Source organism: Paucibacter sp. TC2R-5, from assembly GCF_025717605.1.
Lineage (GTDB): Bacteria > Pseudomonadota > Gammaproteobacteria > Burkholderiales > Burkholderiaceae_C > Paucibacter_A > Paucibacter_A albus.
Genome location: NZ_JAJIRQ010000002.1, coordinates 499,217 through 519,233 on the forward strand (window position 1 = coordinate 499,217; position 20,017 = coordinate 519,233).

The following is a 20,017-nucleotide window of genomic DNA, read 5'->3' on the forward strand; positions in this document are numbered from 1 at the left end:
CAAGGGCAGAGCAATCATGGCCAAGACCGCAAGCTTCGGTGTCCTCCATCTCGGCACATCTTTTGGCGTCACCTACACCTTGACCGGCAATATCGCCATCGCTGGCGCCGTGACCTTTATCGAACCGCTGGTCAACACCGTGATGCATCACTTTTTTGAGAAGTACTGGGGCCACCCTGCTTTGCTGGCTTGGTGGGCGCGCCGCGGCCGCCCCTCGGAAGTGGTCAACCCGGCTTGATCGGAATACCGTCGTCTGGGCGGGACAGAACTCAGGGCGCCGTCTGCTCTTCCATCCAACCCAGCCAGCGCATCGCTTGCTCGCGGTTGTCGCCGCACATCAGCTCGGACGGCTGCAGTGAACCGCACACCGCCGGCCGCTCGGGGCGGCCGAAAATCTTGCAGCGGTTCGCCTCATCGAGCTGCACGCAGCGAACGCCGGCTGGCTTGGAGATGCCATTGACAACCGGCATGCCCGGGATGGGCGAGCTGATGGACGGGGCGATGCAGCAGGCGGCGCAATGATCTCGGCATTTCATCGCGCAATTGTCCGTCCAGTTGCAGCGGCAGACCGGCACTTATCCACAGCCCCGCGTAAAATCTGGCGCTTGCCCGCGCGCGCGTCTTCCGCAGTGCAAAGAGGCTGAGAACTTTTGTAGCGAGCGGGCGTCAGGCTAGGCGGGCGGAGCGCAGCAACCGGAATGTACTTCCTGTACATGAGGATTGCGAGCATCCAACCAACGACGCATGGCGGTCGCGCAGTAAAAAGTTCTCAAGCTCTGAGGCCACTTTTTTCAAGGCAAACCCACTCATGCAATACCCCAAGGAATTCGACGTTATCGTGGTCGGCGGCGGACATGCCGGCACCGAGGCCGCGCTGGCCGCCGCCCGCATGGGCTGCGCCACACTGCTGCTGACCCACAATATCGAGACGCTTGGGGCAATGAGCTGCAACCCCTCGATCGGCGGCATCGGCAAGGGCCACCTGGTTAAAGAAGTCGACGCGCTGGGCGGCGCGATGGCAGCGGCCACCGACGAGGCCGGCATCCAGTTCCGCATCCTCAACGGCTCCAAAGGCCCGGCCGTGCGCGCCACCCGCGCCCAGGCCGACCGGGTTCTGTACAAGGCGGCAATTCGCCACAAGCTGGAAAACCAGCCCAATCTGTGGCTGTTCCAGCAAGCGGTGGACGACTTGCTGGTCGAGTCGGACGGTCAGGGCGAGCGCGTCGTCGGCGCGGTCACCCAGATGGGTTTGCAGTTCCGCGCCCGAGCTGTCGTGTTGACGGCCGGCACTTTTCTTGACGGCCGCATCCATGTCGGCCTGCAGAACTATGCTGCCGGCCGCGCCGGAGACCCACCAGCAATCAGCCTGTCGGCACGGCTGAAAGAGTTGAAGCTACCGCAAGGGCGGCTGAAAACCGGTACGCCGCCGCGCATCGACGGGCGCTCGATCGACTTTTCAAAATGCGAGGAGCAAGGCGGCGACTTGAACCCGCTGCCGGTCTTCAGCTTCATGGGCAACGTCTCGCAGCACCCGCGCCAAGTGCCCTGCTTCATCACCCACACCTCGGCAGAGACGCACGCGATCATCCGCTCCGGCTTCGAGCGCAGCCCTATGTTCACCGGCGTGATCGAGGGCGTCGGCCCGCGCTACTGCCCCAGCATCGAAGACAAGGTTAATCGCTTCGCCGACAAAGACAGCCACCAGATCTTTCTGGAGCCCGAAGGCCTGACGACGCACGAGTACTACCCAAACGGCATCTCGACCTCCCTGCCCTTCGACATTCAGCTCGCCGCCGTCCGTTCGATTCCCGGCTTGGAAAACGCCCACATCATGCGTCCCGGCTACGCGATCGAGTACGACTACTTCGACCCGCGTGGACTCAAGTCCAGCTTCGAGACCCGCGACATCCAGGGTCTGTTCTTCGCCGGCCAGATCAATGGCACGACCGGCTATGAAGAAGCAGCGGCCCAAGGTCTGTTCGCCGGCCTCAATGCCGCACTGCAGGTGCAGGGTCGTGGCCCTTGGTTGCCGGCCCGCGATCAGGCCTATCTGGGCGTCTTGGTCGATGACCTGATCACCCAAGGCGTGACCGAGCCCTATCGCATGTTCACCAGCCGGGCCGAGTTCCGACTGCAGCTGCGAGAGGACAACGCCGACATGCGGCTGACTGAAATGGGCCGCGAGCTGGGCCTGGTGGATGACGAACGCTGGGCTGCCTTCAACCGTAAACGTGATGCTGTTTCACGTGAAACAGAGAAGCTCAAAGCGACCTGGGTTCATCCGGCGATCCTGCCCGCCGCCGACGCCGAGCGTCTGGTTGGTAAGGCCCTGGAGCGCGAATACAACTTCATCGAGCTGCTGCGCCGGCCCGGCGTCGTCTACGACACCTTGGCAGAAGTCGCCTCCATAGCAAGACCGGAGTCGGCTGTTTCACGTGAAACAATCAGCGCCGAGTTGGGCGACAGCTTGGCTACAGCGGTGATCGAGGCGATAGAAATCAGCGTCAAGTACGCCGGCTACATCAACAAGCAGGTTGACGATGTGGCGCGCGCCGCGAACTACGAGCACCTGAAGTTGCCGGCGGAACTCGACTACTCGCAGGTCAGCGCCCTCTCCTTCGAAGCGCGCCAGAAGTTAAACAAGCTCAAGCCCGAGACCCTGGGCCAGGCTTCGCGCATCTCGGGCGTGACGCCGGCTGCCATTTCCCTGCTGCTGGTCCATCTGAAGAAGAAGCGCTTCAAGGGCTTCGGCGCCGAAGAAGCAGCAACAGCGACTCCAAGCGCCTGACCAACACCGAGCCCCCACAGATAGCGACAACGACATCAATGATTGATATTGCCAGCCTGCGCGCACCCCTGGTCGCCGCCGCAACGACCTTGCGCTTGGAACTCAGCGAGGCCCAAGTTGATAAGCTCTTGGCCTATCTGGCCATGATGGAAAAGTGGAACAAGGTCTACAACCTGACTTCGCTGCGCGACCCGCAAGCGATGTTGACCCACCATTTGATCGACAGCCTGAGCTTGTTGCCGGCGCTGCGCAAGCAGGCGGCAGGCAGCGCTTTGCGCCTGATGGATGTCGGCAGCGGCGGCGGTTTACCTGGGGTAGTCGTCGCCATCTGCAACCCCGACATGGATGTGAGTTGCGTCGATGCGGTACTGAAGAAGGCCAGTTTCATCACGCAAGTAGCGGCGGAACTGAAGTTGCCGAATCTGCACGGCGTCCACTCCCGCGTCGAAGCGCTGGACACCCCGGCTTTTGACCTCATCACCTCACGCGCCTTTGCTTCGCTACTGGACTTCACCACCCTCACCCGCCAGCATCTGAAGCCAGGTGCTGTTTGGCTGGCGATGAAGGGCCAGCACCCGACTGAAGAGATTGCTGCCCTGCCCAGCGATCTTGATGTGTTTCACGTGGAACAACTTGAGGTGCCGGGCCTCGACGCCCAGCGTTGTTTGATCTGGATTCGGCCAAAAAACTGAGCCACGTAAACAAAATTACCAGGCGCAGCGATTAAGCTGTGAACGTCCACAAATACTGAGCACATGGCCAAGATCTTTTGCGTTGCCAATCAAAAAGGCGGAGTCGGCAAGACCACCACCACCGTCAACCTCGCCGCCGGCTTGGCCAAGGTGGGCCAGCGGGTGCTGGTCGTTGACCTTGATCCGCAAGGCAATGCGACCATGGGTTCAGGCATCGACAAGCGAACGCTGGAACTGACTGTTTACGACGTGTTGCTGGAATCCAGCAGCGTCGCAGAAGCCAAGCAACACAGCGAAAAAGCCGGTTATGACGTACTCGGCGCCAACCGCGAGCTGGCCGGCGCCGAGGTGGAATTGGTGTCGCAAGAGCGGCGCGAGCGGCGCCTGAAGACCGCGCTGAGCGCGGTCAAAGATGACTACGATTTCGTCCTGATCGACTGCCCGCCCTCGCTGTCGATGTTGACGCTGAACGGCCTGTGCTGCGCGCACGGCGTGGTCGTGCCCATGCAGTGCGAGTACTTTGCGCTCGAAGGCCTGTCTGACTTGGTCAATACGATCAAGCAGGTGCATGCCAACCTGAACCCCGACCTGCAAATCATCGGTCTCTTGCGTGTCATGTTCGATCCGCGCATCACGCTGCAAAACCAGGTCAGCGATCAACTCAAGAGCCACTTTGGCGACAAGGTGTTCGACACCGTGATTCCGCGCAATGTTCGCTTGGCTGAAGCGCCGAGCTATGGCTTGCCCGGTGTCGTGTTCGACTCCTCATCCAAGGGCGCCCAGGCCTTTGTCGAGTTCGCACGTGAAATGGTGCGCCGTGTCGGCAGCATGTGATGAATCCGAGCTTGGCTGACTTGGCCCTGCGCGCCGAGCAAGCCGGCTTGAACGCCAGCGCGCCACCGCAAGAGAAGTTGATCGAAGGATGGTTGATCCGGCTCTCACCGGGCAAAGCCAAACGCTCGCGCTGCATCAACGCGCTGGCCGCCGGTAGCCTGCCCTTGGACGAATTGCTGGCGCGCTGCCAAACGGCTTTTGCGGCCGCCAATCTACCGCTCTACGTGCGCGTGACGCCGTACAGCCAACCGGCCGATCTGGACGAACGCCTGGCCGCCAAGGGCTGGCCCGAGGTGGATGCCGCCGATGTGATGGTCCTGGCCGCCCTGCCCGCCGGCTCAAGTTTGCCAGCCGACCAAGTTTTGCAAGCCTTGGAAGCGCCGGCATACGCGCAACTGGTCGGTCACTTGCGCGCTTCCTCAGACGAAGAAATCGCCGCGCATGCCGAGCGCCAGCAGGCGTCACCGGTGGCGTATCAAGGCTTTGCCTTGCGGTCCACAGAGTCCGGCGCCGAGTTGCTGGCCTGCGGCCAGTTCGCCCGCGAAGGCGGCATCGTCGGCTTGTTCGACATCTTCACGCCGCCGGCGCAGCGCGGCCGGGGCCATGCCCTGAATCTGTGCCGCCAGCTGCTGCAGAGCGCCGCCGCCGAGGGGGCGCATGAAGCGTACCTGCAGGTCGGCTCAGATAACTTTGAGGCCCAGCGCGTCTATGCGCGGCTGGGCTTCAGCTTTGCCTACCGCTACCACTATCGCAGCGCGGCAATTTCAACGCCCTAGAAGGGCTTAAAGCCCCAGGCCCTCATCGAGCCCCAGGTGCACATTCATAGACTGCACGGCGGCCCCGCTGGCGCCCTTGCCGAGGTTATCCAGGCGGGCCATCACCAAGACTTGAGTGTCGGAGCCGAACACGAAGAGATCGACCCGGTTCGTGTCATTGCAAGCCTGCACATCAAAAAAGCCCGAGGCCAAGGTCGCTGCATCGCGCAGCGGCATCACGCGGATGAAGCGCTCGCCTTCGTAATGCGCGGCCAGCGCCTGCTGCACATCCTCAGCGCGCGCGCCCGCACGCAATTGGCTCAGATGCAGCGGCACGCTGACGCACAAGCCCTTGTAAAAGCTGCCGACGATAGGCATGAAGACAGGCGCGTTCTGCAGCCCGGTGTAGTTCATCATCTCGGGCAGATGCTTGTGCGCCAGGCCCAAGGCGTAAGGGCGCGGCGACTGCAGGGCCGCGTTGCCGCCCACTTCGTACTCGGCGATCATGCTTTTGCCGCCGCCCGAGTAACCGGTTATGGATGTGGCAGAAACCAGCGCGGCCGGGCTCAGCAGACCGGCATCCACCAGCGGACGCAGGGCCAGGATGAAGGCAGAGGCATGGCAGCCGGGGTTGGAGATCCGCTTGGCAGCGCGCAGCTTGTCGCGCTGGCCCTTGGCCAATTCAGGTAGGCCAAAAGCCCAGCCGGAGACCGTGCGGTGTGCGGTGCTGGCGTCGATCAAACAGGTGTTCGGGTTGCTGATCATCGCGGCTGCTTCACGTGAGGCGGCGTCGGGCAGGCATAGAAACGCCACATCGGCGGCATTGAGCAGGCGCGCTCGCTCGGCCGCGTCCTTGCGCTTGTCGGCGTCGATGCGCAGCACTTCCACATCCTTGCGCGCCGCCAGATATTCATGAATACGCAGCCCCGTCGTACCCTCTTGTCCGTCCACAAAAACTGCGTAAGTCATGATCTCTCCAGCACAATCAAATTCAAAGAACCGAAATCTTAAGGCAAGCCGATGAAAGACCTGCAACGCGTCCTCCTACTCCCCGGATGGTTGAACTCCGACCCCGAACATTGGCAAAGCCTGTGGGAGCAAAAATTTGGATACGAGCGAGTCGAGCAAGCCGATTGGGGCTGGCCGCGCCGTGGCGACTGGATGGCGCGCTTGGATGAGGTCTTGCTCGCCGATGCGCGGCCCGCCGTGCTGGTGGCCCATTCGCTAGGCTGCCAATTGGTAGCCAGTTGGGCGGAACACTCGCAGCTGACCGGGCGAGTGCACGGTGCACTTCTGGTCGCTCCGCCCGACACCGAAGCAGCCAACATGCCCTCGCAGCTTCACAACTGGAGACCGATTCGCCGCAGTCGCCTGCCCTTCCCCTCCATTGCCGTCATCAGCAGCGATGACCCTTTTTGTTCGCAAGTGCGAGGCGCGCAGATAGCCGCTGATTGGGGCAGCCGCTTGGTCGAAGCAGGGGCTTGTGGTCACCTGAACACGGCATCAAAGCTTGGCGTCTGGCCCGTCGGCCAAGCCTTGCTGGCGGGCCTGCGCGAGTAAGGGACAATTACCGCATGGCGACAAAAAAACTCAAAGGCCTCGGCCTCGGCTTGGAAGCACTCCTAGGCCCCACAGTCAGTGATTCAGACGCAGCAGCCGCCCGCGAAGGCGCCCCTAACGCCTTGCGGCTGGAGCAGATGCAGGCCGGCAAATACCAGCCGCGCACGCGCATGGATGAGGGCTCGCTGTACGAGCTGGCCGAGAGCATCAAGGCGCAAGGCATCATGCAGCCGATCTTGGTGCGGCCGATCAAGCCGCCCTCGGATTTGAGCGAAGTACGTTACGAAATCATTGCGGGTGAGCGTCGCTTCCGGGCCGCCCAACTGGCTGGCTTGCGCGAAGTGCCGGTGCTGGTCAAAGCGGTGCCCGATGAAGCCGCCGCCGCGATGGCCTTGATCGAAAACATCCAGCGTGAGGACCTCAATCCGCTCGAAGAAGCGCAAGGCCTGCAACGCCTGGTCAGCGAATTCCATCTGACGCATGAACAGGCTGCCCAGGCAGTAGGCCGCTCGCGCAGTGCCGCCAGCAATCTTTTGCGCCTGCTGCAACTGGTGGAACCGGTGCAGAACATGCTGATGGCCGGCGACATCGATATGGGCCATGCACGCGCGCTGCTGCCCTTGGACGGCGCCCACCAGATCACCTGTGCGACCGAGATCGCGGCCAAAAAGCTCAGCGTGCGCGAGGCCGAGAAAATGGTCGCTCGCCAGGGTGTCGGCCGCCAAAGCACCTTGCTGCGCGCCAAAAACGACAAGAGCCGCGATCTGCTGAGGCTTGAAGAGGAACTGTCTGACCTGCTCACGGCCGTGGTTGAAGTGCGCGTCAAAAAGCGCACCAAGCGCGGCGAACAGGGTGAACTGTCGATTCAGTTTGCATCGCTCGACGAGCTGAACGGTCTGATCGACCGCTTGCGCGGCCCACAGTAAAACCTGCAATGGCAGCGGCTTTTGGGGGTCAGGTCATGCCCCCCACGCCGGGCAAAATCAGCGTAGCATTGGGCCACGGTCTGGCCCTTGAAACGACTTGAAAGCACCCTAAGTACAAGCTTATTCTTGCTTAGCCAGCGGCACTCGAGTAGCAAGCTCTGATCAAGCTTGGCCAGCAAGAAATTTGCAGCAAAGAAATGCACGGAAAGCTCTGATGACGCCCCAGTTCCCGCTGGCGGCAGCGGCCGGGACGCCATCAGAACTTCCCTGAAGTCCCCGAGCAAGCAGGTGCTCGGGGTTGGACGGGGCTTTACAGGAGCTCAGCATGGACGTGATCAGCAGTTTCACCGCTCGCTACGAGCGCACTCGCGTTGAAGAACTCTCGCTGGAGGACTACCTCGCCGAGTGCAAACGCAATCCCATCACCTACGCCACCGCGCCCGAGCGCATGCTCCAGGCCATCGGTGAGCCGCAGATGATTGACACCCGCAACGACACGCGGCTGTCGCGCCTGTTTGCCAACAAGACCATCAAGATCTACCCCGCATTTGCGGAGTTCTACGGGCTCGAAGAGGCGATTGAACAAGTCGTTAGCTACTTCCGCCATGCGGCCCAAGGTCTGGAGGAAAAGAAGCAAATTCTCTACCTGCTGGGGCCGGTCGGCGGCGGCAAAAGCTCGATCGCCGAGCGACTGAAACAGTTGATGGAGCAAGTGCCGTTTTATGCCCTGCAAGGCTCGCCGGTCAACGAGTCACCGCTGGGTCTGTTTGATGCCGCCGAGGACGGCCCGCTGCTGGAGCAGGAGTACGGTATCCCGCGTCGCTATCTGAACCGCATCTTGAGCCCTTGGGCCGTCAAGCGGCTGGAGGAATTCGGCGGCGATATCCGCCGCTTCAAGGTCGTCAAGCGCTACCCCAGCGTGCTCAAGCAGGTCGGCATCTCCAAGACCGAACCGGGCGATGAAAACAACCAGGACATCTCCTCGCTGGTCGGCAAGGTCGATATCCGCAAGCTCGAGACCTTTTCGCAAGACGACCCGGATGCCTACAGCTATTCCGGCGGCCTGTGCTTGGCCAATCAAGGCTTGCTGGAATTTGTCGAAATGTTCAAGGCACCGATCAAGGTGCTGCACCCGCTGCTGACGGCCACGCAGGAAGGCAATTACAAAGGCACCGAAGGCTTCGGTGCCATTCCCTTCGACGGCATCGTGCTGGCCCACAGCAATGAGAGCGAGTGGAAGACCTTCCGCAATAACAAGAACAATGAAGCCTTCCTGGACCGCATCTATATCGTCAAGGTGCCGTACTGCTTACGCGTTAGCGAAGAGGTCAAGATCTACGAGAAGCTGATCCGCAGCTCCTCGCTGGTGTTTGCCAAATGCGCGCCGGGTACGCTGAAGATGATGAGCCAGTTCGCCATCCTGACTCGCCTGAAGGAGCCCGAAAACTCGTCCCTGTATTCGAAGATGCTGGTCTATGACGGCGAGAGCCTGAAGGACACCGACCCCAAGGCCAAGAGCTACCAGGAGTACCGCGACTACGCCGGCGTAGACGAAGGCATGAGCGGTATCTCGACCCGCTTCGCCTACAAGATTTTGTCCAAGGTCTTCAACTTCGATTCATCCGAGGTAGCGGCCAACCCGGTGCACCTGATGTATGTGCTGGAGCAGCAGATCGAACGCGAGCAGTTCCCGACCGAGACCGAAACCAAGTACGTCGGTTTCATCAAAGAGAACCTGGCGCCGCGCTACGCCGAGTTCATCGGCAAGGAAATACAAACCGCTTATCTGGAAAGTTATAGCGAGTACGGGCAAAACATCTTCGACCGCTATGTCACCTACGCCGATTACTGGATTCAAGACCAGGAATACCGCGACACCGACACCGGCGAGGTGTTTGACCGCTCGGCACTGAACGCCGAGTTGGAGAAGATCGAGAAGCCCGCCGGCATCAGCAACCCGAAAGACTTCCGCAACGAGATCGTCAATTTCGTGCTGCGCGCACGGGCCAATAACGCAGGCAAAAACGCTTCCTGGACCAGCTACGAGAAGTTGCGTACGGTGATCGAGAAGAAGATGTTCTCCAACACCGAAGAGTTGCTGCCCGTCATCAGCTTCAACGCCAAGGCCAGCGCCGACGAGGCCAAGAAGCATGAGAACTTCGTCCAGCGCATGGTCGACAAGGGCTACACGGCCAAACAGGTGCGGCTACTCTGCGAATGGTATTTGAGGGTTAGAAAGAGCTCCTGAAGGCTATTGAAGCTCCAGCGCTAGGTGAGTTGGACGCTAACTCTCACCTGGCCTTCGAATCACTGCCTGAGGACTACAGATGCTTCAACAAATCATCGACCGTCGCCTGTCGGGCAAGAACAAGTCGATAGGCAACCGGGAACGCTTTTTACAGCGCCACAAGGAACAGGTGCGCGAAGCGGTGCGGCGGGCCGTTGATGGGCGCGGCATCCGCGATATGCAAAAAGGCGAGGACGTTCACATTCCGAAAAAGGACTTGAGCGAGCCGATCTTCGGCCACGGCGAGGGTGGCGTGCGCGAGGTGGTGCGGCCCGGCAATACCGAGCATGTCAAAGGTGACCGCGTCGCCAAACCCAAGGGCGGCGGCCAAGGTCAAGGTGGCGGCCAGGCCAGCGACTCCGGCGAGGGCGACGACGACTTCGTCTTCCACCTCAGCCGCGAGGAGTTCATGCAGGTCTTTTTTGAAGACCTAGCTCTGCCCAATCTGGAGCGCACCCAGCTCGCCGATACGCCGGAATGGAAGACCCACCGGGCCGGCTACACCGGCGACGGCAACCCGACCAATCTGCACATCGTGCGCTCGATGCGCGGCGCTTTAGGGCGGCGCATCGCCTTGGGTACCGACAAGCGGCGCGAGCTGCTGGAGTTGGAAGAGCGCTTGGCCTTGCTCAAGCATGAAGACCCCGTTGACCGCGAAGTTCAGCGCATGCTGGCGGAGACCGAAGCGCGCATCCAACATCTGCGCCAGCGCCTCAAGGCCATCCCATTTCTCGACCCCATCGATCTGCGCTTTCGCAACCGGGTGCGCGTGCCGGTGCCAACCAGCCGCGCCGTGATGTTCTGCTTGATGGATGTATCGGGCTCAATGGACGAGGGCCGCAAGGATCTGTCCAAGCGCTTTTTCATCCTGCTTTATCTGTTCCTGACCCGGCATTACGAAAAGATCGACGTCGTTTTCATTCGCCACCACACGCAGGCGCAAGAAGTGGACGAGCAGAATTTCTTCCATGCCACCGAAACCGGCGGCACCGTGGTGTCCAGCGCCTTGGTGCTGATGGAAGAAATCATCCAGGCTCGCTACCCCCGCAGCGAATGGAATATCTACGGCGCTCAGGCCAGCGACGGCGACAACTGGCACCACGACAGCGGCCGCTGCCGCGAGCTTTTGGCCGACAAGATCTTGCCGATGTGCCGCTACTTCGCCTATGTGCAAGTCGCCGAACAGGAGCAAAACCTCTGGGACGAATACAGCAAACTCAGCCAAGAGGTGCGCCACTTCGCCATGCGCAAGGCCACCGAAGTCTCGCAAATCTACCCGGTCTTCCGCGATCTGTTCAAGAAGGAAAGCTCAGCTAAGTGAGTGCCTGCACTCACCCGCTACATCAAGGCATAAGGGGCTGACATGACCGACATCGAAAACCGCCGCCACCGCGCCATCGCCCCCAGCACCGATGACTACGGCGGGCGCCGCTGCAAGCCGGCCTTGAAGGAAATGAAACCGGCCGGCCCCAGGCCCGCCGCCCCGCTGCCCTCGCCCAGCGACTGGACCTTTGAGCTGATCGACGAATACCACGATGTGATTCGCGCCACAGCCGAGCGCTACGGCTTGGACACCTACCCGAACCAGCTCGAGATCATCACCGCCGAGCAGATGATGGATGCCTACGCCTCGGTGGGCATGCCGGTCAATTACCGCCACTGGAGCTATGGCAAGGAGTTCATCGCCACCGAGCGCAACTACAAGCGCGGACAGATGGGTCTGGCCTATGAGATCGTCATCAACTCCGACCCCTGCATCGCCTACCTGATGGAAGAAAACACCATGGCCATGCAAGCCTTGGTGATTGCTCATGCCTGCTACGGGCACAACAGCTTCTTCAAGGGCAACTACCTGTTCCGCATGTGGACCGATGCCTCCAGCATCATCGACTACCTGGTCTATGCGAAAAACTTTGTGGCCGAATGCGAGCAGCGCCATGGCATCTCGCAGGTCGAGCAAATGCTGGACTCCTGCCATGCGCTGATGTCTTACGGCGTCGACCGCTACCGCCGCCCCGCCAAGCTCTCATTGGCCCAAGAACGCACTCGCATGGCCGACCGCGAGGCCCATGCGCAGCAGCAGATCAACGACATCTGGCGCACCCTGCCCAAGCGCGCCGACGCGGCCGCCGAGGCCGCCACCGCCCTGCGCTTCCCCGACGAGCCGCAGGAAAACATCCTCTATTTCATCGAAAAGAGTGCGCCGCTGCTGGAGCCCTGGCAGCGCGAAATTGTGCGCATCGTGCGCAAGATCGCTCAGTATTTCTACCCCCAGCGCCAGACCCAGGTGATGAACGAGGGCTGGGCCACCTTCTGGCATCACCGTCTGCTCAACCAGATGTATGACGATGGTTATCTAAGCGACGGCATGATGATCGAATGGCTGAAGTCACACACCAATGTGGTCGCGCAGCAGCCCATGGCCAATCTGAATCCCTATGCGCTGGGCTTTGCGATGTATACCGACATCAAGCGCATCTGCGAAAAGCCGACCGAAGAAGACCGGCGCTGGTTCCCCGACATCGCCGGCGGCGACTGGCTACCGACGATCGACCATGCGATGCGCAACTTCAAGGACGAGAGCTTTATAGGCCAATACCTGAGCCCGCACCTGATGCGTGAGTTCAGGCTGTTTTCCATCCTCGACGACGAGAAATTGTCCGAGTACGAAATCTCCGCCATTCATGACGAAGCCGGCTATCAGCATGTGCGCGAAGCCCTGTCCCGCCAATACGATCTGAGTACCCGCGAGCCCAATATCCAGGTCTGGAACGTCAATCTGCGCGGGGACCGCTCACTCACCCTGCGCCACACCCAGCATATGGGGCGCCCCCTGCACGACAGCGCGCAAGAAGTGCTCAAGCATGTGGCCCGGCTGTGGGGCTTTGGCGTTCAGCTGGAAAGCGTCGATGACAAGGGCGAGGTCAGCAAGCGCTGGAGCGTGGCGGCGCCGCCGGCATGACACGACACTAGGCTTCGGCCAGCAGAGCCGTGGCGAGCTCGCCCAAGACGCGAATACCGATTGCCCTCTCCTCGCTCAGCGGGTGTGCAGCCGTCAGACGCAGGCAGTGGTCGAAGCCCGTGCCGGTGCTGAAGACCGCCCCGGGAACGAAGTTGTAGCCGCGCGCCCGCGCTTGCTCAAGCAGGATGGAGGCATCCAAGCCAGCCGGTAAAACGACCCACAAGGCATAGCCTGCATCACCGCTATTCAGCCTTGTCCCGGTGGGAAAGTGCGCCAAGATCTCGCGCTGATACAGCTCGACCTGCTCCTTCAAGCTTTGCCTCAGCCTTCTGAGGTGCGCGTCAAAACTGCTGCTGGCCAGAAACGCAGCCATGACCTGCTCGATCAAAGACGGCATCAACTCACCATGCACCGCACGCGCCGCCCGTAACTGCAAATGCAGGCGGCCACTGACGACATAGCCCAGACTGAAGCCAGTCCCACTGATGCAGGCGAAGCTGCCGCAGTACAGCACCCAGTCGTCGCGATCAAACGCCTTCAGAGGGCGTGGTCGATAGGCGCCACGATAGAGCTCACCCATCATGTCGCACTCGATCAGGGGCAGCTGATGCTGGGTGATCAGGGTGACGAGTTGCTCCTTGTCGGCGTCGCTCCAGCCGCCTCCGGGCGCAGTGCTCAAGCTGTGGTCAAACACGCAGGCGGCCACAGGGTACTGACTCAGCGCATGGCCCAAAGCCTCCAGGGAGGGACCGTTCTCGTTCGAGACCGGAATCTCAAGCACGCGCAAGCCCATGCTCGCAATCAGTTCCAGCGCCCGCATCGGCGCCGGGCTGGTGACCACGACCCAATCGCCGGCTTGCGTCAGCAGCCGCAAGCAAAGCTGCAGCGACTCACCCTCGCCCTGCGTCACGACGATGTCATCGGCAGCAAAGGCGCAGCCCAGCCGGGGAGCCCGCAGGGCCAGCTGCAGGCGCAGCGTCTCGCCGCCGAAGACGCTTCCGGTGGCCAACGGTGATGATGATGAGCGACATTGCTGCGCCAACAGCCTTCGCAAGGTTGAAATAGGAAGCAATTCCTGCGGCAATGTCAGATGACCAAGCGATAACAAGCCCGGCTGCGAAGCGGCCAAGCTCATCAGGCGCCGGCGTCGCCCGGCTAACTCCAGCGCCGTCACCCGCGTCGCAAAACCGATGGGCGCGGGTGCCTGGCAGGAAAAAAAGCCACGGCGAGCACGCGCCTCGATCAGCCCCGCATCCTCCAGATCATGCAGCGCATGGGTCACGGTGGCCAAGCTCGCGGCATGTTCCGCACAGAGATGGCGGACCGAGGGCAGCCGACTGCCGGGCGGATATCGCCCGGCTTGCAAGGCCTCGGCCAGCGTGGCTGCAAGTGTGCGGTAGCGAAGGGGGCGAGAGCTCATGCGAAAGACCGGCTAAGGGCCGGTCAAAGGCTCGCACGATACCGTCAATTGCGCCTTCTGAATCGATACACAGCTCCAAAGAACAAGCGATACAGGCGCAGGCCGGCCCTGTATCTATCTCGCCGACAGAGCGCTGAGCCTTTGCGCCTAGGCGGCTAATTCCTAGACTGCGCGGGCCATGACAACGAGCGAGGGAACGAACAGCCATGCCATACCTAACTACCCGCCTCCAAGCCTGCACGCCCTGCGTGCGGCAGCTTCTACTGAGTGAGCTGCTTGGCCTGCTGGCCAGCGCCGCTACTCAGACCGGCGTGGCTTGGTGGATTGCGGGCCAAGGCGGCGGCGCCGACATGGCCGTCTATGGGGCGGTGACGGCGCTGTGTTCGCTGCTCGCCATGCCATTGCTATCTCCTTTTGGAGACCGCTGGCCGAAACAGCAGCTGGTTCGTCTGGCAAGAACAGGCCTCCTGCTGGATGCGCTGGCGCTCGCTTTGCTGGCATCGAGCGGCCTCTACAGCCTAGCGCTACTGTGTGCCTGTTCCGTGCTGGCCACCCTCGCCAACGCATTGCTGCTGCCGGCACAGGCGAGCATGCTTCCCGAACTGGTGGCAACGGAACAACTCCCCGAGGCCATACGACTACGACGCACCGCCCAGGCGATCGGGAGTCTGCTGGGTCCTGGCTTGAGTGGCGCCTTGCTTGCATTCGGCGGGGTGGCGCCAGCGATGACGCTGAATGTCTTGCTGTTCGGCTTGGCGTGTTTGGCTGCGCAGCGTTTGAAACAAGCACCGTATGCCGCAGCGCCGCCTGGCTCTAGGGGCTGGCGCAGCGATATAAGCGCCGGCCTGCGAGCCAAATGGGGCGTCACGCTCGACCGTTGGTGGTCCCTGACCGGCGCCTTGATGATGATATTTTTGCTGCCCGCCATCGGCATGCTCTTGCCCCTGCGCTTGCAGTCTATGCAACTTTCGGCGCTATGGTTCGGCGCTTGCGGCGCGGCCTTGTCGGTCGGCCTGCTCATGGGATTGGCCGGCCTTGCCGATGCTTTGACTGACCGCCTGGGCCGGGTTCGTGCGATCGGTGTGGCCGTGGCCTTGTGCGGCCTCGCCGTCGGCTCGATCGGTGTTTGCGATTCCGCACCGGGCTTGCTGGCCCTCTTTGCGCTGATCGGCCTATCCATGTCGGTCACCCAATTGGTCGGCCAGACCCACCGCGCCCTGGCCGTGCCGGAGAACTTCCGCGCCCGTATGGCAGCTGGCCAAATGATGATTGCTCAGTTGGCCGCAGCGCTCGCCCCGGCAATCGCGGGCTTGCTGCTGCTGCGCTGGGAGGTGGCCGAGGTCTATCTATGGCTGTCGGCGGGCTTCCTGGGCAGCGGACTGCTGCTATTGGCGGTACCGGAGCTCAGACCCTTCCTGCGGCTCGATCACGAGCAGGTCAAAAACTGGTATGGCCGGCGCTACCCCGAAGCCTTTGCAGCACGCCGCTAAAGGCTCCGATCAAGACGCAAAAATCTTGCCCGGATTCATGATGTTGTGCGGGTCCAGCGCCGCCTTCACGCTGCGCATCAGCGCTACAGCGCCCTCTCCCGCCTCGTCGACCAAAAAGCCCTGCTTGTGCAGGCCGACGCCATGCTCGCCGCTGCAAGTGCCCTCCAAGTGCAATGCACGCGTCACCATTTGATGACTCAGTCGCTCGGCCGTTTCGCGCTCGGCGGGGATCAAAGGGTCAATCAGATAGGCCATATGGAAATTGCCGTCGCCAACATGGCCGACGATGAAATAAGCCAGGCCGGTCGCCTCGACCTCCGCCACCGAGGCATTGATGATCTCGGCCAGGCGCGAAATCGGCACGCAAATATCGGTCGTGACGCTGCGGCAGCCGGGCTTGGTCTGCAGGCCCGACAGATAAGCGTGATGCCGGGCAGCCCAAAGCCGCGTGCGGGCCTCGGGCGTGGTTGCCCATTCAAAGTCCTCGCCGCCCAGATCACGCGCCAATTCCTGCACCGTTTGCGCCTGCTCGGCCACACTGGCGGGGCTGCCGTGGAACTCCATCAAGAGCATGGGCAGTTCCTGCAGGGCTAACTTGTCATGGGCATTGACCGCCCGGATCGCATGCGCATCAAGCAGTTCGCAACGCGCGATCGGCACGCCGAGCTGGATGATCTGTATGGCGGTCTGCACCGCCGCCTCAATGTTCGGGAAGAAGCATACGGCTGCCGACACCGCCTCGGGCAGCGGGTAGATACGCAGGGTCAACTCGGTGATCACGCCCAAGGTGCCTTCGCTGCCAACGAACAAGCGCGTCAAGTCATAACCGGCGCTGCTCTTGCGAGCGCGCGTGCCGGTGCGGATTTGCTCGCCGCTGGCCGTCACCACGCTCAGCCCCAGCGTGTTCTCGCGCATCGTGCCGTAGCGCACGGCATTGGTGCCGCTGGCGCGCGTTGCCGCCATGCCTCCCAGGGTCGCGTCAGCGCCGGGGTCAATCGGGAAGAACAGGCCGGCATGGCGCAGCTCGGCATTGAGCTGGCTGCGGGTCACGCCGGCCTGCACGGTGACGGTCAGATCCTCGGCATGCACCTGCAAAATGCGCTGCATTCGCGACACATCCAGGCTGATGCCGCCTTGCACCGCCAGCAGATGGCCTTCCAAGGAGCTGCCGGCGCCGTAGGGAATGACGGGCACAGCATGCTGGTTCGCCAGCGCGACAACAAAAGCGACCTCCTCGGCCGACTCGGCGAACACCACCACATCGGGCGGCGGTACATCAAACGGCGACTCGTCCCGGCCGTGCTGTTCGCGCATGGCCAGCGCGGTGTTGCAGCGTTCACCGAAGCGCTGCTGCAAGCCCAGCAACAAGGCTTGCGGGACTGGCCGTGGCTTCAAGAGATCAAGAGGCAAGGTTTCGAGCATGACAAGAGCTTTCAACCGGCACGGGCGGCCGGCTCTAGAAACAAACAAACTGTCGACAGAGTAGCCCAGCTTTGACCCAAAGCGCTTGTCAATGAGTCGCCCGGGTGCGAGCATCAGGCATCACTGAAAAATCATTGGAGGTATTCGCTATGTTCGGAATTGATCTTGGCTGGTTGGCGTTGATCGTGGTCTTGCTGCTCGCCGTGGCCGGTGTGATGCGCTGGGATCTGCTGCGCGCCATCGGCCGCGACGCGCTCGACAAGTCGGCGCAGCCGCCGGCCAATCTGCCAGTCGGCAAGGCCGAAGCCGAATTCGGCAGCCCACCGCGGGAGCTGCACCATGCCGAGCAACATCAACACCCCAGCCACAACAAGCCCGAGATCCATCGTTCGGGCAAGCGCCACTGAACTGAATCTGCATAGCCCTGCGCTGCAGGAGGGCAGGCATTTCAGGCAAGATGCCGCCCATTCTTGAACTACATAGGCGCAGCAGCCATGGCCAACCGACTCTCACAAATAGCCACCCGCACCGGCGATGACGGCACAACCGGGCTTGGCGACGGCAGCCGCGTGCCCAAAGACCACTTGCGCGTGCAAGCGATGGGCGATGTGGATGAGCTGAACTCCAACCTCGGCGTGCTGCTGGCCGAGCCGCTGCCGGACGATGTGCGCGAGTTGCTGATCACCATCCAGCATGAGCTGTTCAACCTTGGCGGTGAGCTCTGCATGCCGGGTTACGAACTGCTGAAGATGGACGCGGTCTTGCGTCTGGATGAGGCCTTGGCCCATTACAACGCCGCCCTGCCGCGCCTGAAGGAGTTCATCCTGCCGGCCGGCACCCGCAGTGCGGCGATCTCGCATGTCTGCCGCACCGTAGCGCGCCGCGCCGAGCGCGCCGTGGTCACTCTGGCCGCGCAGGAAGCCATCAACGCCGCACCCCGCCAATACCTGAACCGCTTGTCTGACTTGTTATTCGTACTGGCCCGTGTGCTGAACCGCGCCAATCTGGACGGACTGGGTGGCGACGATGTCTACTGGCATAGCGAGCGGCTGCAGCGCCAGGACGCCGAGGCCTAAATCTTCAATTAGACTGACCCTGACAGTCATATTGCTGTCGCCGTGGAGGGCCAAACTGGCCCATCCACTCAAGCTCAGGGAGATGATTCAAATGGGAATGTTCAGCAATATCCTCAACAAACTCGGTTTTGGCGCCAAGCCGGCTGCAGCCGCCGAAGTACCGGCTGTCGCAGTGGAAGCAGCTGCAGCTGCTGCACCGACCGTCGCCGAAGCAGCACCGGTCGCCATTTCGGTGGTTGACGTGGTGGCGCAACTTGACGGTCTGGCGGCCGCGCATGCAGAAAAGCTCAACTGGAAGGTCTCGATCGTTGATCTGATGAAGTTGCTGGAACTGGACAGCAGCCTGGCCTCGCGCAAAGAGTTGGCCACCGAACTCGGCTGCCCGGCCGAAAAGATGAGCGACTCGGCTCAGATGAATATGTGGTTGCACAAGACCGTGCTACAAAAGCTGGCCGACAACGGCGGCGATGTGCCGCTTGAGCTGCTGAGCTGATTTACTGTTGCTCTGTTTTTTTACTGGCTCAGCCTATGAGCTAGTTGCCAGACAAACTCCGCTGCAAGGTCAGACGAAAGTGGTGTTCATCCCTTTCGCAGCTGGCCGGCAACCCCGGAGCACACCATGGCACAGATCACCGCAGCGGCAGTAGTTCTAGACAACACCAAGTTCGGATCGGCACAAAGCCCGGCCCAATTAGAACTAGGCATCGAGCCAGCGGGCCTTCAAGACGCCCGCGAACCCGGCGCCATGGTGCCGGCCACCCAAAGCGTGGGCTTTGCGCTCGGCTGGGACTTTGCCCATCATGGCCTGACCCCACCGGCGCTGCAGCTTTATGCCAGCTCGCCCTTGCGTCAGGGTTTTCAAGCTGGCAGCGCCACCTTCGGCCGCCGCACCTTGCGCGCCAATCGCCACACCCAGCAATGGCTGCTGCTGCGCACCCATGCTTGGTCGCGCGGGCGCAGCTTCGAAGAAGTTCAGCTGACGCCCAACTACCTGCAGCAGCTTGGGGTCAACTTCTGCCCCATCACCCGTCAGCCCCTGGATGCGCATCAAGGCAGTCGCCACCAGGCACAGCTCGACCGAGTGCGGGATGACGCTGGCTACGCCGCCGGCAATCTGGTGATGATGAGCCGGGCGGCCAATCTGGCCAAGGCTCAATATGGCTGGGCAGAGGCCGCCGAGGTGGCTCGCAGCGTCGAGACAGGGCCTATCCGCCGAATCGCCGGCTTAGGAGCTGCCGAGTGGCAACGCGTGGCCTTGCTGTGCAGTTTCGTGACCGAGCTGCCACATGCGCAGGCAGCCGCCCTGCCCTTGCTGGTTCTGCCGCCAAACCGCCTGCGCTTGTTCAACCCAATCCAGGCTTTGCAAGCAATGTTGACGCGCCAACTGGCCACGCCGGGCTGGAGCGCCCGCTTGGCGCGCATCGAAGCGCTCTTACCCACCGAAGCTTGCAAGGCCGACTTCAACCGCTTTGTCTTGGCCCTGGCGCCGCGCGTGCTGGCGGTCAGCAATCTGCACCGCGAGCAAGAAATCCGCTGGGCGCTTGAAGACGCCTGGCAGCAGCCGCTGCTGCTCAAGCGCTGGACCCGCTTTGCCCTGCAACTCAGCGCGGCTCAGGCCGAGGCCTTGCTGCAACGCGCTGCCGCCAAGCAGTTGGTCAATGCCGTCCATGTCCAGCACTTGACACAGCCCAACGCCATTGATGGTTGGGCCCTGGAGCGCGGTGGGTTTTGCGCTGCCAGCCAATATCTTGAACATTGACTTGGTCTGCTCGTCCCTCCACCTTGAATGCCGGAGGAGGACTACA

At 61.9% G+C, this 20,017-nt stretch carries 19 protein-coding genes; 15 read left to right on the forward strand and 4 right to left on the reverse strand.

Features of this window, described 5'->3' with window-relative positions:
• The first annotated feature begins 16 nt into the window (after window positions 1-16).
• A complete protein-coding gene (locus tag LNV08_RS05920) occupies window positions 17-238 on the forward strand; it encodes a DUF2061 domain-containing protein (RefSeq protein WP_263532745.1) in 222 nt (73 codons plus the stop codon).
• Between the two features lie 31 nt (window positions 239-269).
• On the opposite strand, the gene LNV08_RS05925 is transcribed toward LNV08_RS05920, so the two are convergent.
• Window positions 270-536, reverse strand: coding sequence for a YkgJ family cysteine cluster protein (locus LNV08_RS05925; protein ID WP_263532746.1), 267 nt, complete (start codon window positions 534-536; stop codon window positions 270-272).
• 272 nt (window positions 537-808) lie between these two features.
• Here LNV08_RS05925 and mnmG point away from each other — a divergent pair, with 272 nt between their 5' ends.
• The 4 genes from mnmG to LNV08_RS05945 all read left to right on the forward strand — a co-directional run bounded on the left by mnmG (window position 809) and on the right by LNV08_RS05945 (window position 5,090).
• On the forward strand, window positions 809-2,788 hold the full coding sequence (gene mnmG / locus LNV08_RS05930) for a tRNA uridine-5-carboxymethylaminomethyl(34) synthesis enzyme MnmG (RefSeq protein WP_263532747.1): 1,980 nt from the start codon (window positions 809-811) through the stop codon (window positions 2,786-2,788).
• Window positions 2,789-2,826: 38 nt separating this feature from the next.
• Entirely contained in the window at window positions 2,827-3,480 is a 654-nt protein-coding gene (gene rsmG / locus LNV08_RS05935; protein WP_263532748.1) for a 16S rRNA (guanine(527)-N(7))-methyltransferase RsmG, read from the forward strand.
• Window positions 3,481-3,543: 63 nt separating this feature from the next.
• On the forward strand, window positions 3,544-4,314 hold the full coding sequence (locus tag LNV08_RS05940; RefSeq protein WP_263532749.1) for a ParA family protein: 771 nt from the start codon (window positions 3,544-3,546) through the stop codon (window positions 4,312-4,314).
• A complete protein-coding gene (locus tag LNV08_RS05945) occupies window positions 4,314-5,090 on the forward strand; it encodes a GNAT family N-acetyltransferase (protein ID WP_263532750.1) in 777 nt (258 codons plus the stop codon). Before LNV08_RS05940 ends, LNV08_RS05945 begins: the two co-directional genes overlap by 1 nt.
• A 6-nt stretch (window positions 5,091-5,096) precedes the next feature.
• Here the strand turns inward: LNV08_RS05945 and argC are convergent, their stop codons facing one another.
• Complete coding sequence (gene argC, locus LNV08_RS05950; protein ID WP_263532751.1) at window positions 5,097-6,038, reverse strand: N-acetyl-gamma-glutamyl-phosphate reductase; 942 nt, start codon at window positions 6,036-6,038, stop codon at window positions 5,097-5,099.
• A 51-nt stretch (window positions 6,039-6,089) separates the two neighbouring features.
• On the opposite strand from argC, the gene LNV08_RS05955 reads away from it, so the two are divergent.
• The 5 genes from LNV08_RS05955 (at window position 6,090) to LNV08_RS05975 (ending at window position 12,804) form a co-directional block, all read left to right on the forward strand.
• Complete coding sequence (locus LNV08_RS05955) at window positions 6,090-6,629, forward strand: RBBP9/YdeN family alpha/beta hydrolase (protein WP_263532752.1); 540 nt, start codon at window positions 6,090-6,092, stop codon at window positions 6,627-6,629.
• Window positions 6,630-6,643: 14 nt separating this feature from the next.
• Window positions 6,644-7,555 (forward strand): ParB/RepB/Spo0J family partition protein, encoded by a 912-nt coding sequence (locus LNV08_RS05960; protein ID WP_263532753.1) that lies wholly within the window; start codon window positions 6,644-6,646, stop codon window positions 7,553-7,555.
• Window positions 7,556-7,880: 325 nt separating this feature from the next.
• On the forward strand, window positions 7,881-9,803 hold the full coding sequence (locus tag LNV08_RS05965) for a PrkA family serine protein kinase (protein WP_263532754.1): 1,923 nt from the start codon (window positions 7,881-7,883) through the stop codon (window positions 9,801-9,803).
• A gap of 79 nt (window positions 9,804-9,882) precedes the next feature.
• The gene (locus tag LNV08_RS05970; protein WP_263532755.1) at window positions 9,883-11,163 is read left to right on the forward strand and encodes a YeaH/YhbH family protein; all 1,281 of its coding nucleotides are present in this window, start codon (window positions 9,883-9,885) and stop codon (window positions 11,161-11,163) included.
• A gap of 132 nt (window positions 11,164-11,295) precedes the next feature.
• Window positions 11,296-12,804, forward strand: a complete 1,509-nt coding sequence (locus tag LNV08_RS05975; RefSeq protein ID WP_263532963.1) for a SpoVR family protein — start codon at window positions 11,296-11,298, stop codon at window positions 12,802-12,804.
• 7 nt (window positions 12,805-12,811) lie between these two features.
• Here LNV08_RS05975 and LNV08_RS05980 read toward each other — a convergent pair whose 3' ends face one another.
• The gene (locus tag LNV08_RS05980; RefSeq protein ID WP_263532756.1) at window positions 12,812-14,224 is read right to left on the reverse strand and encodes a PLP-dependent aminotransferase family protein; all 1,413 of its coding nucleotides are present in this window, start codon (window positions 14,222-14,224) and stop codon (window positions 12,812-12,814) included.
• A gap of 206 nt (window positions 14,225-14,430) precedes the next feature.
• Here LNV08_RS05980 and LNV08_RS05985 point away from each other — a divergent pair, with 206 nt between their 5' ends.
• The gene (locus LNV08_RS05985; RefSeq protein WP_263532757.1) at window positions 14,431-15,714 is read left to right on the forward strand and encodes an MFS transporter; all 1,284 of its coding nucleotides are present in this window, start codon (window positions 14,431-14,433) and stop codon (window positions 15,712-15,714) included.
• A 9-nt stretch (window positions 15,715-15,723) separates the two neighbouring features.
• On the opposite strand, the gene LNV08_RS05990 is transcribed toward LNV08_RS05985, so the two are convergent.
• On the reverse strand, window positions 15,724-17,136 hold the full coding sequence (locus LNV08_RS05990) for an FAD-binding oxidoreductase (protein WP_263532758.1): 1,413 nt from the start codon (window positions 17,134-17,136) through the stop codon (window positions 15,724-15,726).
• 149 nt (window positions 17,137-17,285) lie between these two features.
• Between LNV08_RS05990 and LNV08_RS05995 the strand changes: the two genes are divergently transcribed.
• The 4 genes from LNV08_RS05995 (at window position 17,286) to LNV08_RS06010 (ending at window position 19,971) form a co-directional block, all read left to right on the forward strand.
• Complete coding sequence (locus tag LNV08_RS05995; RefSeq protein ID WP_263532759.1) at window positions 17,286-17,543, forward strand: hypothetical protein; 258 nt, start codon at window positions 17,286-17,288, stop codon at window positions 17,541-17,543.
• Window positions 17,544-17,630: 87 nt separating this feature from the next.
• Window positions 17,631-18,212: a cob(I)yrinic acid a,c-diamide adenosyltransferase gene (locus LNV08_RS06000; protein ID WP_263532760.1), complete on the forward strand. Its 582-nt coding sequence runs from the start codon at window positions 17,631-17,633 to the stop codon at window positions 18,210-18,212.
• Between the two features lie 91 nt (window positions 18,213-18,303).
• Complete coding sequence (locus LNV08_RS06005; protein ID WP_263532761.1) at window positions 18,304-18,705, forward strand: DUF3597 domain-containing protein; 402 nt, start codon at window positions 18,304-18,306, stop codon at window positions 18,703-18,705.
• A gap of 126 nt (window positions 18,706-18,831) precedes the next feature.
• Window positions 18,832-19,971 (forward strand): hypothetical protein, encoded by a 1,140-nt coding sequence (locus LNV08_RS06010; protein ID WP_263532762.1) that lies wholly within the window; start codon window positions 18,832-18,834, stop codon window positions 19,969-19,971.
• The last annotated feature ends 46 nt before the right edge of the window (window positions 19,972-20,017 follow it).